This window comes from Shewanella insulae, from assembly GCF_009831655.1.
Lineage (GTDB): Bacteria > Pseudomonadota > Gammaproteobacteria > Enterobacterales > Shewanellaceae > Shewanella > Shewanella insulae.
This window is the reverse complement of the sequence record NZ_WRPA01000010.1, coordinates 156,179-168,644: the sequence shown is the minus strand read 5'-3', so window position 1 is coordinate 168,644 and position 12,466 is coordinate 156,179. Positions and strand designations below refer to the sequence as shown.

Below are 12,466 nucleotides of genomic sequence, written 5' to 3'. Positions count from 1 at the left end.
TGCTCTGTTTCAATAATGTCTCTGTCAAGGTCTACTTCCGCCCATATATGCAAATTTCTCGGCCAATATTAAGTGTGGCGAAGGCTTGATAGAGGGCACGTTTAAGATCATTTTTACCTGCTTTTGCAAGCTGACTTTCGAATCGAACGCGTTTGTGATGGCAGTTGCGACCTAGTTTGCCGTCACCAATATAATTGTCACCCATAAGAAGAAACATATCTAACGGAAAGCTGGATTCCTTATGCACTACAGTAAACTCTTGCCTTTCGAGTAGTCGTTGCAGGCTATCGGGGGAAAAGTAGTTGATATGGTGCTTGGGACATACCCACCAGGGTTGGTAGTCTTCAACCTCAGTAAGTGTTTGTTGAAATGGGTTGTAATCGTTGGGCGTACTAATGCATAAGATGCCGCCATCATTGAGCATGTCATACATGAGCTCAATTAATTCGATAGGGTTGGGAACATGCTCCAGCACCAGACTGGCGTTGATCACATCGAATTTGCCGAGAGCTTTGCTGGTTTCGCTGGTGAGATACCCTACAATTTCGTCGACACCCATCTGTTGAGCATAGGTTACCGCATGAGGAGAGGGTTCGATGCCTTTTACCTTCCAGCCACGTTGTTGACCATGCTTTAGGAAATAGCCAGCCCCTGCGCCGACGTCTAACAGTGTACGTCTAGTATTCGGTAAGTATTGCTCGAAAGTGTCGTATCTATCTGAATACTGTAAATTTAACCAAGCCTCGTCTTCTTGTTTTTGTTTGAAGAATTCAGGCTTTTCAGTCACGTAGAATTCTTCCTTGTAGAATTTGTCCAGTATTTCAAATGAGGGAAGCGGTGAGATATGGGTAAATCCACATGTCTCACATTCGATGATGTCAAAACCCTCTTTTGAGTCCAGTTTGCGGCCTATGTGCTCACTCATTATTTAGTGTCCTTTCCGGCTCTGAGGTAACTGCATAAGAGGAGTGTCTAGAATGGCTGTTGGACGTCCCGAGTACCACTCTCCATCAATCCTAAAACGTGCATGGCTATAGACTGACTCTATCTGTTTTTCTAGCTGCGGTAATGTTTTTGCGGTCAAGACAAAGACACCGCTGCGGTTCGCATGAGACATGATTGGGGGTAATTGATCGCCTATTTGCGGATAGAACTCGAGCTTTTGACAAAAGCCTTGCTCACGGGTCCATTCCAGACCTTCAACGGCCTCTAACTGGCCAGGAGGAAGGAAAAAGTAGCGATTTGCGACCCATAATTGATGCTGAGCGTTAAGTTCTGTTAGATCGACTGGGTTATCTAATGCGATATCTATGACCGTCTTAACATAGTTGATCCCACTGGACAGCGGCACGAGACTGGCAGAAAAATCGCCGCCACTAAGGCGAGCGGCCATTTCGATAATCATAGGGCCACGCTTGGGACAGACGACAATATCTCCTTTCGCAACCCCTTTTTCAATGCCAAGCGCGCTGGCGGCACGCTCTGCTAGCGCCGAGATTTGGACCTGGGCTTCTTGGCTATGACGACTCGGTAACCAACCACCATTTTCCATTATATTGGGCCAGAAGCATTCCATACCTTCGTAGACCCTGTCTGCAAAGCCTGGTGTCGCTTTCTGTTCGTTGACTATGATACTTTCGGTGCTGATTTGGGGACCATCAATAAACTCTTCTAATAAGATCTCGCCATTTAGTGAGAAAGACTTTGCGTGGGTTAGCGCCGCGTTGACCTCTTCCTCTTGGCGAATAATTCTAACCCCTCGGGAACCCGCCCTATCGGTTGGTTTTATGATGAGCTTGTCGCAGCCCCACTCGCGCCATCGCGCCATAATATCGGCTTCGGTTTCAACTTGAGCGTAAAGCGGGATCGGGATACCCATCTGTTCGAAGCGCTGTTTCATCGCCAATTTGTGGGTTGCCCAATAGCCTGTTTGTTCGCTGGGGCCAGGCCAGCCAAAATGTTTGGCGATAGCGGCCATGATATGCGGTATGTCACTTCCCATGGTAGATACACCGCTGAGCTCTACGCCTTCTTGTAGTAGTTGGTGGCAGTAGTCGATGACACTTAACTTATCGGAGAAATCGATCGCACGTGCATAATCGGCTAGCTTTAAACCGGGGGCTTGTGGGTTAGCGTCGACGGCAACCACGCAATATCCCATCTGCTGCGCGGTTTGTATCATAAAGCACTGATCTGAGCCCGCACCCAACACTAAGAGTGTTTTTGTTTGCGGTCTCATACTTGCCACTCCCAGCGCTCAGCCGCTTGCTGATACACACTGTCGGTATCAATGGCGCCCATTTGAGCTAGAGTCTGTTTATCGCCTGCGGGTAATATGCCTTGCTCTAATGCGCTGACTAAAAGATCGCAAGTGAGTTGCTCTTCATTGATTAGCTGATTTATCGCGACACCAACACCTGTATCTTTCAGGCCTTCTTCTAAACTAATGACATTTTTATGGGTTTGCAGCAGCGGTACAAGGCTATTAAGGGGCAATGGTTTTAGCCACCTTAGGTTTACCACCTTAAAGACTTGCTTTTGCTCTGACATAATTTTTTCGCGTAATGCGATGGCGGTCTGTAGCTGATTGGCCACGGCGATAATTAGGCCATCGTCACCAGGGCAAACGATTTCCACCTCTTCCAATGGTGTGAGTTCACTTGGTAAGTAGCTCTCTTCTTGTGCCGGCACAGTTTCATAGGGATGTAGCACTATCATTGGGCCTTGGGCGATAGATGTGTGTGAATCGGCTAAGCGAGCCTGCATAATTGCCTGAAGATCGCGGGCTGTGCCAGCATAGAAGACTTTTATATCGGGTAGTGTACGTAGCAGGCCAAAATCATAGATGCCATGGTGAGTGGGTCCATCAAAACCAGCGAATCCCGAACGGGCACTAATCACAGTGACGGGGTGCTTTGGAAAACAGATATCGTGAAATAGCTGATCCCAGGCGCGCTGCATAAAGGTGGATTGGAAACACATGAACACCTTATTTCCGGCCATGGCGAGTCCTGCAGCCATGCCGACGGCATGTTGTTCGGCCATACCGACATCGATCGCGCGCTTGGGAAAGGCCTTCATCAATGCTTCCACACCAGACGCATAGGGGGTAGCTGGCGTGAGAGCATAGACAGTTTCATCTTCTTCCATATGCTGCATTAAGGCGTCACCCACTATGCCTTGATAGGTTTTCCCTGTTAGCGTAGCGGCAACACCTTCGCCCGTTTCAGGATTGAATGGCATAGAAAAATGCAATTTATAAGGGTGATTGTGCGCCAGTGCGAGTCCACGTCCTTTCTCTGTTTTGACATGAATGATAACTGGCCCTGTTTGTGGATGTTTTGCCACTTGTTGGGCTTTTTCCATTCCCTCAAGTAGCTTGCTCATGTCGTGCCCGTCATCGATTGATACATAGCCAAAGCCCATGCCTTCGAACCAATTTGCGCAGCGTCGCTGCCAGTCTGGTGCAGAAAACAGGTTATGCAAGCCTCCGACATTGGGTGGAATGCTCATGCCGTTATCGTTGATCACGATAAATAGTGGGAGTTGGTACTCGGCTGAGAAATTTAGTCCCTCGAAAGCCATCCCTTCAACCATGGAACCATCGCCGATGAAGGCTAGTACACTGCCTTGTTGCGCATTTTGCAACTTGCTAAAGGCTAGGCCGCAAGCGATAGGTATAGCAGTGCCCGCATGTGATGCTTCCATCAAGTCATATTCGCTCTCGTGATTTGATACGAATCGCGACATACCGCCCATCTGGTTGAGGGTGTCGAAGGCTGCCATTCGACCAGTGAGAAGTTTATGGGTGTACCCTTGATGACCGACGTCAAAGAGTATGCTGTCACCATCTGATGCCGCAGTAGGCTGAATATTGAACGCGTGATGGAGTGCTATGGTGAGCTCGATAACCCCCAAGTTTGCACCGATATGTCCCCCGGTTTGGCTAATGCTATCGATGAGGAAATGTCTGATTTCCGCAGCTAATTGTACTAACTCAGATTCGGTAAGTTGTTTAATATCATTGGGTTGTTGTATTGCGTTTAATCGTTTCATCCGAAGTACATTCCGCCATTAGTGTTGATGCAGTGGCCAGTGATATAAGAGGCCGCGTCAGACAGTAAAAAAAGCACGCTATTTGCGACTTCGTCGGGTGTTCCCATTCGTTTCAGAGGGATCACGGCTTCGGCCTGTTGTTGTAATGCATCTAATTGTTGTTTATTGAAAATTTCTGTTTTAATCCAGCCGGGAGCAACCGCATTTGAGCGGATATTCTTCTCTGCCCCCAGTCTGGCAACAGAACGGGTTAGACTGATTAAAGCTGCCTTAGTCGCTGCATAATCGGGCGCCTTGTTGCCACCCGTCTGACCGCCCACAGATGAGATATTTACTATGGCTGCACCTGACGCCGCGTGTCGTAAGAATTCTTGGCTGAGTATAAATGGGCCTTTGAGGTTAACCGCGAAGGTATTGTCCCACTGTTCATCACTGAGCTGATTGAAGTCACCTTGTTGTAGTATGCCTGCATTGTTGACCAGCAAATGAATGGGCTGATTGAAGTGTTCCTGCGCGTGAGTAAACAAATTTGCGGCTTGTTTGCGACAGCTAGCATCACTCTTAACTAAATAAAAATCATCACCGAAGTGATTAAACGCTTGGCGGCATTTGTCTGCAGCAGCGTCGTTGCTGGCGTAGGTGCCTATGACCTTGCAGTTGGATTCGAGTAACGCATGGCAGATAGCTTTACCTATCCCTCTGGAAGCGCCAGTGACTAATGCCACTTTGCCATTAAAATCAAACTTAATCATAGTAAGGTGCCTTCAAATCGATTTGAAAAAATGGTCAAAAATTGATCTGCCTCTTGTCGGTTATTAAATGCTATCCAGAAAAAACCTACCAGGCTGGTGTTGTCGCTATGTTGCTGGTGTTTTTTATAGCGTCGTGGTTCATAAAAAAATTCCAACATGGCCGAGTGATCATTCAAAAACTGTTCGACCTCGGTAAAGTCTATGTCAGGTGCTAGTGGAAATAGCGCCTTCCACATCACGACTCTTTCGGGGGCCGCGGTACTTGATGTAAGAGTGTCTGTGCCATTTAGTAAAGAAAACCACCGAAGAACAGGACTTTGAGCATGTGAAAAAGGGATGAGTTTAGTGGTAAAGACATCACCATGAAAGCGTGGTGAGACCTCCAATAAGGTAAATTTGCCCGCTTTGTAGAGTAAATCGGCTTTTACAGGGGCATTGTCTATACCTAGAGCGCGACAAGCTTGCTCTGTCAGGAGATAGGCCTGTTCGATGTCATGGGGGGGGAGTGCACTTGGCGCAAACCCGTGGGTTGGAAAGTGGTAAGGAGGCTTAGAAAAATAGCGATCACCAATGCCGCAGGGAATGAACCTTCCTTGCCACATGATGCCTATAGTGTCGATGCCGAAGCCATCGAAGTATTCCTCCATTAGTACCTGCTCACCATACTGCATTGCTAGCGCCACAGCATCGGAGACGGCTTCAGGCGAGTTGACTGAGGTCACTCCTTGGCTACCACAGGCATCAAGTGGTTTTATGATGATAGGGTAAGCTAGTTTGAGTAATTCATCTTCTGGTGGAACCGCGTCCCATAAGGCCATCTTTGGCGTTGGCAACCCTTGAGATAGCCATACCTTTTTGGCAGCTGATTTGTTGAGTGACAGAGTGACTGCTTCTGGAGAGCATCCTGGGAGCCCAAACTTTTGGTGGACCTCTGCCACTGCCGCCAGGCCGAAATCGCTGCCTGAGTAGGCGCCGATGAGATTAAATTTTTCATTGAGTTGATTAGCGAGTGCCGACAGTGCCTCGACATCACTGCCGCCGATCTGGTAATACTCATCGGCCATGTCGATTGCGGGGGCATCGTTGCGAATATCAGTGACTATGGTTGCCAGGCCGAGAGATTTGGCCCAACGAATATGTTCACGTTGCATATGGCCAGCGCCAATAATGAGAATGGCTGAGGGGAGGTTACTCATCGGATAAGGGCTCCTTAGTGTTGTTAAATAGCTTGAGAAGCACTGATAGTTGGGTATCTTGATAGAGTCTTGGGCCGTCTTCTTCAAAGCGGATAGCGGTTGGGATAAGCTTTCCCTTGGTAAAGTCAGGAAAGTGCCTAGTCAACAAACCTTGGACAATATCTGGCAATACCTCCCGTTGGGCGGCGGCGGGTATTAGTCGATCTAGAATCAAGTCGCCAGTCAGATCGGCATGAACTTCGATGAGTCTGGCTTGTTGCTGTTTATCGATACGAAAACTAAAGGCCAGCAGATAGTTTAAATCGGGGAAGCCTTTGGCAAATCGCGTTGCCGCGTCAATAAGCTGCATTTTGATACTCTCTGCTACCTGAGTCGGAAATAGGAGTCCAATCGCCCTTAATTCACCTTGATTAAACTGGTTGAGTTCTTCCCACCAGGCGATGGGGGTGACACACCCCTTGTCTAGATGAGCGAGCAGGCTGATATCATTCCCTTCGATAAAGCATGCGATATCGGCGGTTCCGTCAGCGGATGCGGCCTTGGCCGATTCGATGGCTGACTTAAGTAGATGCTCTTGGGTGCAGAGTGTAACGGCTTTCTTACCGCTTAACGGGAAATCGGGTCTGACAACGACAGGTAACTCTGAAGGCTGGTTGGGATGCTTGCTGCTGGTTCCCTTAGGTACAGGTATGTGGTTGGCTTCGCAATACTCTCTTAATCGTGACTTAATGGTACATAAAGCGACAAGCTCTTGGCTTAGCCCAAATAGGTTGAGCTTCTCATCGATGGCTGCGGCGGTATATAAGGCTGGCCCAGAGGTTCTTGCTAAAAGAGTTCGTATCGGCAACTCTATGTTGCTTAGCATAGCCAGAAGAGGCTGTGCATCATAGGTGCTTGCCTGGATAAACTTATCTGCATGCGGGTAGGCAGCACAGTTTTCATTTCTATCAACGACACATACAGATAGCCCATGTAATTTGGCTGCAAGTATCAAAGGCAATTGGGCCTCTCCGCCACCGAGACAAAGGGCCCAGTTGCATGTGGCTGATGTTGGCGATTGGGATATAGTCATAAGAATGCTAGCTGTACAGTGTGACGATGCTTGCATGTAAATTATGATTCGCCTCTAGCGTTTGTTTGATCTCCTGCTCAAATACAAACGAGGAGATTACGATTGCGAGCTCAGGATCCTCTAGTATCAAGGTGCTAGGTGCGACAATCGTAATATCGTATAGTGATTTCCCCCATTTTTGTGGGTCGGAGTCGACAATCGTGATTGGTGCGAAGTGCTCCAGTAAGGTGGTTTCTTCTAGAAGTTGTGCCGTGTGCACACCGCCGCCCCAGATAGCAATATTTTTTGCCTCCGCCGTACCAATATCAATTTTATGATTAATATCTTGCCAGCGAGCCTTATCTCGATTGACATACGCTTGGCACATGGACAGCGCTTGCTGATCTTTCTCTATCAAGGGTGAAATTTTACCTTTACGACCATGACACATCTGTATTGGGTAAGGATCTTTTTCAGTTAAGTCGGTGACCACAGGTCCGAGCGGCTCTATGCCACAAGCTTTCATGAGATTTATCATGGATAGTGGTGAGAAGTAAGAAAGATGTTCAAAGGTGAAGTAACTCGTCGGCCAAGACTCTTGATCGATGAGAGAGGGGACTTCGATGAAAATATGACCACCGTCTTTAAGCATTGCAAGACACTTAAGCAATACTGCTTTGGGGTCAACAAAATGCTCTAATACATGTGTGAGAATAATAAGATCGTACTGGGCATCTTTGCTGTTGAAGTCCTCGATAAAGCCTTTATTCAGAGCCAAACTATATTGGCTTTTTGCTAGTGCAATTGCGCGAGAAGAGGGATCAATGCCATCGACCTTCCAACCTGCCTGCTGGAATCTGTGTAGGGTATAGCCATCGGAGCAGCCGACCTGAAATGCGCGTCCCTTAGGTGACATGAATTTTGATAAATAGGCAAGTTGTCTATCGAGCGCGGCAACTTTGGTGGCTGAAGGTTTGCCATCTCGTCCAGGATTTGTGTAATTTGACATTTCACTGTATGTCTTGCGAATCTTTTGCTGATCAGGCAACGGATTTTGGTATACCGCACCACAGTTATCGCAAACTGTAATGCATAGAGCCACCTCTCCTAGTCCGGTTAAATGGTATGGCTTGTTAAATACCTCGGTGGATTGAGCGTGTTGACAAACAATACAGGGTCTAAATGTCATTATGGCCTCTTAGAAATGGCTTTTGGTTTGTTGATTCAATTATCTAAGGTGCTTAAGCGGCCTTAAACCGTCGCTGGGGTCGGCGCGCCAGTCTCGGTCAGGAGCTTCGCTTGGGGCCAGCACCTTATCTACACGTCCATCTATGGTCGTCGCATCACGACATTCGCTGATCACGGGCTGTATCTGATGCGGTAGCCAGCAGTGGCCGGCGGCGTACTCGGCACCCTGTTCGTCGAGATCTATGTGAAACTCAATGCAATCTGCTTGCCAACGATTGACGGCGCGGCGGATGACGGCCGGTTGAACGCTGTGATCGGACCAACCGACCTTGACGCCGTAGCGTTCCCGGAAAGTGCCTAGTACGGCAAGGTTACAGTCTGCCATTGGAGTGGGGTAGGCTGAGACGCAGTGTAATAGGGTGATCTGCTGACATCCCGCCTCTTGTAGGGTCTCAATGGCGTGATCTATCTCCTCCAAGTTTGCCATGCCGGCAGAGATGACCACAGGCTTACCGGTTCTTGCGCAGGCGATAAGCAGATCGTCCCATAGCAATTCATAGGAGGCGATTTTGTAAAAATCGACATAGGGTGCCAGTTCTTTGACTGCATCTAGGTAGAAGGGCGTACATGAAAATTGAATGCCGTAGCTGTCACAACACCGCTTTAGCTCTGGTAGAAAATTAACGGGTAACTCCCACTGCTTTCGCGCCCTATGCATCTCGCTTCGAGCAAGGATTTCGGGGGCAAACAGTTGATCGATTTTAAACAGCTGAAACTTTACCGCATCGCAGCCTATTTCTGCCGATGCCTTGATAAATTCGAAACACCTGTCGAGATCTCTATGATGGTTACTCGAAACCTCGGCAATGAATATAGGTGCTTGTGTTGTCATAGTGGCCCACAATATCTTGGTTAGGGTTAATAATGTCAAGTTGATGATAACTGCTTTTAAACAGAGTATTACAACTAAAATAGCTGGGGTAATTCATATTCTAAATAATCTGCCAGTGCGAGCCAGTCCTGCCTTTCCTGAGCTTGCAGCATAGGAGATATTATCTGACCAAATGTTGGCCGCTTAATAACTTCAGGGTAGTTTTTCTCCATCTCGTCGATGCATTGGCGCAGTGCCACCGATGCCTCTGCTTCGTGACCTAGTCGGTAAAGATGGGCCGTGTTAACAAAAGATTTGATCATGTTCATGCGCCAGGCTCCTTATGTTGGGTGCCCTGTATATCTGCGCCAGAGAGGCTAGCGCGATAGAAGCTGACTTGCGGATGCCGAGTGATATAGAGCTCCAAATATCTCAGGTAGGCTCTTAGGTTTAGGTCTGTTGTTATTCGATTGCCATGGCCATCGAGCACCCAGTGTCGAGCGGCCCTCATTCTGTTGTCTATGGCGTTAACCCAGGCACGTTCCTCTACATCTTCTTGCTTGAATGAGTGAGCACTCCAAAATGCATGGCTCTTGTTGTGACAGTAACCGAAGTCGCAGCCAAATAAGGTGATCTGTTTAGCCTTCAAATTAACCGCTAGATCGATGACTGGGTGAATGACGCTACCACTGATATAGAGTCTCAACTTAGGGTATTGCTGAGCCAAGGCGTCGTAGACATTGCTCTGTCCATAGGCAATGAACCTAGGCCCTCGCCAGTTTTCCAAAACCCTTGGGTTTGCCTTGGGAAAATACACTAGCTTAATGTCGTCTGTATCCTCGAGCGGAAGATGATAGCTATCGATGAGGCTGTCGACGGTGACGACGATATCGGGTTTGATACCGCTGTGGATTAGCCCCCTGAGCGCTGTATCGGCCGCAATCATCACCGGCTTATTGGATTGTTTACAGAGTGCTCTGAGATAGTCGTAGTGCTCTTCAAGCGAAGGGCCGCTACCTATGACAATGGCCTTATCGGTCCTCATCGTCTCAATCAGCGAGGCGGCATCGGGATCTGTGATTATCTGCGCCTCATTACACTTAAACCTTTCCAGGGTTAAAGGGTCATCAAGCCTATGTCGTCTATTGGCAAAATTTTGGTTTAGCTCCATGACCAATAGATCTCTTAGTCTAGCGTGGGCCTCGTCGCAAAGCGATAATTCGGGGGAAATAGCGACATAGGGGTAATCCAGTTTGGCATCGGGGTTAAGGGATAGGATCACACTTGGGTGACTTAACCATTCACTCTGATCCGTATAGGCTAACACTAAGGCCAGTACCGCTAAGTTCAAGATACATACCTTGATCTGAGTATACTGAGGGTTATCGATTAACAGACTCGGTACATCGCCCATACCTATGCCATATACGGTAACCGTTTTAGTCTCTTGGGGTAAGGTATCGATGAAGAGTCTCGCTTCGGATAGCCGGTCATGACGACTACTGAGCTGAATACCGTTAACACTTATTGTTTGATTCTGGCCGGTAACAAGAGCGGCGTCGAGATGATTGAAAGATACTCGTTGAAGTGCAGAGGCAATGATAGGCCAACGCTGGCTGATGATGTTGAGATTGGCATTAAAAAGCTCAGTCATTGACACTGTCCCTTGAAGTCATACTTCATCTATTAGGCTAGTTCACTAACTGGTCTCCCCACAGGGACTCGAACCCCGATCGATCGCTTAGGAGGCGACTGCTCTATCCTGTTGAGCTATAGGGAGACGCAAGTGATTATACTGTTTTTCATCGCGATGAAAAGGCTTTAGATTTAGTTGCTTAATTAGTGCACTAATTAAGTTAGATTTTAATCGCGATGTCGTTAATTTGTATGTTGATTGCGCCGTTGGCACCTTGCAGCAGGGCGGTGGCACTTTCCTGTGTCACCTGGTCTATGGTGATCTTGGCGCGCGATTCGCTGGCAACCGCCCGCATATTATCCAGTCGATCCGGTAGGTTTCGCTGCAGTACCAGTTGGAATTTATCCCCAACTTTCACGCCATGATTGCGTCCTAGGTTGATGATCACCCGGTTGTCGACGCGGGATACCACCTGTCCAAGTAGCGGACGGCAGTCGAGCACCTTGTCGATATCTTCGCTGGCCTGGTTCAGGAGCATTTCGATGTTCTTACCATAGCTAGACGCCCAGAAGCGGTTGCTCTGGGCCGGTACCGTCGCTTGTCGCTCAAATTCCCATGGGGCAGGGGCATCATAGTACTCACTCCAGATCTGCTCGCCGCTGATGCCGTGGTAGAGAGAGAGACGTAGCTGAAACTGGCGCTGGGGATAGCTATCCCAGAGGCCAAACATACTGCTTTCGACCGGCTCGGTGGAGATGTCGATGATCTCCGGCAGCAGAATGTATTGGCTGTCGGTGATCTCGCTAAGCCAGCTGGGCAGACGGTAGCCGCGAATGTCGATTAATGATTGCTCGATATCCAGACGTTCGTTGGCGTGGACATGGGCAAAACTCGCCTTGCCTTCTCGCGTTATGATGCTGCCGAGTTTCTCCGACAGGGCCTTCTCGAAGTTGCCAAGATTGCCGTACCTGAGCTGGCTGCGATCGGCAACTTGTGCCTGGGGCACCAGAATCGCCGCCTTGAGTTGACTGGCCCCGCAGCTCTGTACCTTAGCGTTTTGCAGCACATCGACTCTTAGGTTGACGCTGAGGGTATCGCCTTGAATGCGCTCGCTGATCAGCTCGACGCGGCCGGCCTTGGCCTGTTGCGTCAGTGTAAACTGGGTCTGTGTCAGCTGGCCATTCTGAGTCTGCTGCAGGCTGGTAAACTGGCCACCGGATTGCAAAGTGACATAGCTCAGCGCCTGCGCTATGGCATCTTCTCGCGCCTGGGTGATATTGCCGTTGATGATCTTGGCTTCGCCCTTGGCCTCAAGCCACTGAGCCATTACCTGAGTGTTAAAGGTGGCGAGTAACAGCAATAGTAATTGGATTCGTTTCATCGTGTTGGTCTCAACTGAGCTGGTTTACCTGGCGCGTAGGCGGTGCCAAAATGCTGACAGTTTTTGCGCCTATTCTCATGTTCCCATTGATTAGCTAGGCTTAAAGCAATATCTATGCCTGAGTTGAGACCTGTCAGGTAATTAACCAGCAGGCATGATCATCAGCGCCATCTAACCCCTTATGCTTAGTGAGAGTCTAAGCGCCGAGCCTAATACCTTGTGGAAGACGAGCATTTGCTATGCTTATGGCATATATATTGCTGCATATTAGCCAATAGGTTTGGTTGGCCGAAAATATGGCGCAGCCAAGTGGGTATATTGGCCTGGGTCAATAT

11 protein-coding genes and 1 tRNA gene are annotated in these 12,466 nt (G+C 48.5%); all 12 read right to left on the bottom strand.

Annotated elements, in window-relative coordinates; genetic code table 11:
* Positions 1–31: 31 nt before the first annotated feature.
* The 12 genes from GNT65_RS12495 to GNT65_RS12440 all read right to left on the bottom strand — a co-directional run bounded on the left by GNT65_RS12495 (position 32) and on the right by GNT65_RS12440 (position 12,131).
* Positions 32–925 carry a class I SAM-dependent methyltransferase gene (locus GNT65_RS12495; protein WP_160796661.1) on the bottom strand — a complete coding sequence of 298 codons (894 nt, stop codon included), beginning with the start codon at positions 923–925 and terminating at the stop codon, positions 32–34.
* 3 nt (positions 926–928) lie between these two features.
* Positions 929–2,239, bottom strand: a complete 1,311-nt coding sequence (locus GNT65_RS12490) for an ATP-grasp domain-containing protein (RefSeq protein ID WP_160796659.1) — start codon at positions 2,237–2,239, stop codon at positions 929–931.
* Positions 2,236–4,056: a 1-deoxy-D-xylulose-5-phosphate synthase gene (locus GNT65_RS12485; RefSeq protein ID WP_160796657.1), complete on the bottom strand. Its 1,821-nt coding sequence runs from the start codon at positions 4,054–4,056 to the stop codon at positions 2,236–2,238. Before GNT65_RS12485 ends, GNT65_RS12490 begins: the two co-directional genes overlap by 4 nt.
* Positions 4,053–4,808 carry an SDR family NAD(P)-dependent oxidoreductase gene (locus tag GNT65_RS12480; protein ID WP_160796655.1) on the bottom strand — a complete coding sequence of 252 codons (756 nt, stop codon included), beginning with the start codon at positions 4,806–4,808 and terminating at the stop codon, positions 4,053–4,055. The genes GNT65_RS12485 and GNT65_RS12480 overlap by 4 nt, the downstream gene beginning before the upstream one ends.
* Entirely contained in the window at positions 4,805–6,004 is a 1,200-nt protein-coding gene (locus GNT65_RS12475; protein ID WP_160796653.1) for an ATP-grasp domain-containing protein, read from the bottom strand. Before GNT65_RS12475 ends, GNT65_RS12480 begins: the two co-directional genes overlap by 4 nt.
* A complete protein-coding gene (locus GNT65_RS12470; protein WP_160796651.1) occupies positions 5,997–7,004 on the bottom strand; it encodes an ATP-grasp domain-containing protein in 1,008 nt (335 codons plus the stop codon). The genes GNT65_RS12475 and GNT65_RS12470 overlap by 8 nt, the downstream gene beginning before the upstream one ends.
* Before the next feature lie 79 nt (positions 7,005–7,083).
* A complete protein-coding gene (locus tag GNT65_RS12465; RefSeq protein WP_160796649.1) occupies positions 7,084–8,244 on the bottom strand; it encodes a class I SAM-dependent methyltransferase in 1,161 nt (386 codons plus the stop codon).
* 39 nt (positions 8,245–8,283) lie between these two features.
* Positions 8,284–9,135, bottom strand: coding sequence for an N-acetylneuraminate synthase family protein (locus tag GNT65_RS12460; protein WP_160796648.1), 852 nt, complete (start codon positions 9,133–9,135; stop codon positions 8,284–8,286).
* A gap of 74 nt (positions 9,136–9,209) precedes the next feature.
* Positions 9,210–9,443, bottom strand: coding sequence for a hypothetical protein (locus GNT65_RS12455; RefSeq protein WP_160796647.1), 234 nt, complete (start codon positions 9,441–9,443; stop codon positions 9,210–9,212).
* Entirely contained in the window at positions 9,440–10,768 is a 1,329-nt protein-coding gene (locus GNT65_RS12450; protein WP_160796645.1) for a motility associated factor glycosyltransferase family protein, read from the bottom strand. Before GNT65_RS12450 ends, GNT65_RS12455 begins: the two co-directional genes overlap by 4 nt.
* A gap of 50 nt (positions 10,769–10,818) precedes the next feature.
* Positions 10,819–10,894: transfer RNA gene (locus tag GNT65_RS12445), tRNA-Arg, on the bottom strand.
* A gap of 76 nt (positions 10,895–10,970) precedes the next feature.
* Positions 10,971–12,131 carry a flagellar assembly protein FlgT gene (locus GNT65_RS12440; RefSeq protein WP_160796643.1) on the bottom strand — a complete coding sequence of 387 codons (1,161 nt, stop codon included), beginning with the start codon at positions 12,129–12,131 and terminating at the stop codon, positions 10,971–10,973.
* Positions 12,132–12,466 lie beyond the last annotated feature (335 nt).

Bases quoted from the DNA above. Each gene is read 5' to 3' on its own strand.
- GNT65_RS12460 (WP_160796648.1), bottom strand. From the start codon at position 9,135: ATGACAACACAAGCACCTATATTCATTGCCGAGGTTTCGAGTAACCAT.
- GNT65_RS12495 (WP_160796661.1), bottom strand. From the start codon at position 925: ATGAGTGAGCACATAGGCCGCAAACTGGACTCAAAAGAGGGTTTTGAC.
- GNT65_RS12475 (WP_160796653.1), bottom strand. From the start codon at position 6,004: ATGAGTAACCTCCCCTCAGCCATTCTCATTATTGGCGCTGGCCATATG.
- GNT65_RS12440 (WP_160796643.1), bottom strand. From the start codon at position 12,131: ATGAAACGAATCCAATTACTATTGCTGTTACTCGCCACCTTTAACACT.
- GNT65_RS12490 (WP_160796659.1), bottom strand. From the start codon at position 2,239: ATGAGACCGCAAACAAAAACACTCTTAGTGTTGGGTGCGGGCTCAGAT.
- GNT65_RS12450 (WP_160796645.1), bottom strand. From the start codon at position 10,768: ATGACTGAGCTTTTTAATGCCAATCTCAACATCATCAGCCAGCGTTGG.
- GNT65_RS12465 (WP_160796649.1), bottom strand. From the start codon at position 8,244: ATGACATTTAGACCCTGTATTGTTTGTCAACACGCTCAATCCACCGAG.
- GNT65_RS12485 (WP_160796657.1), bottom strand. From the start codon at position 4,056: ATGAAACGATTAAACGCAATACAACAACCCAATGATATTAAACAACTT.
- GNT65_RS12455 (WP_160796647.1), bottom strand. From the start codon at position 9,443: ATGAACATGATCAAATCTTTTGTTAACACGGCCCATCTTTACCGACTA.
- GNT65_RS12480 (WP_160796655.1), bottom strand. From the start codon at position 4,808: ATGATTAAGTTTGATTTTAATGGCAAAGTGGCATTAGTCACTGGCGCT.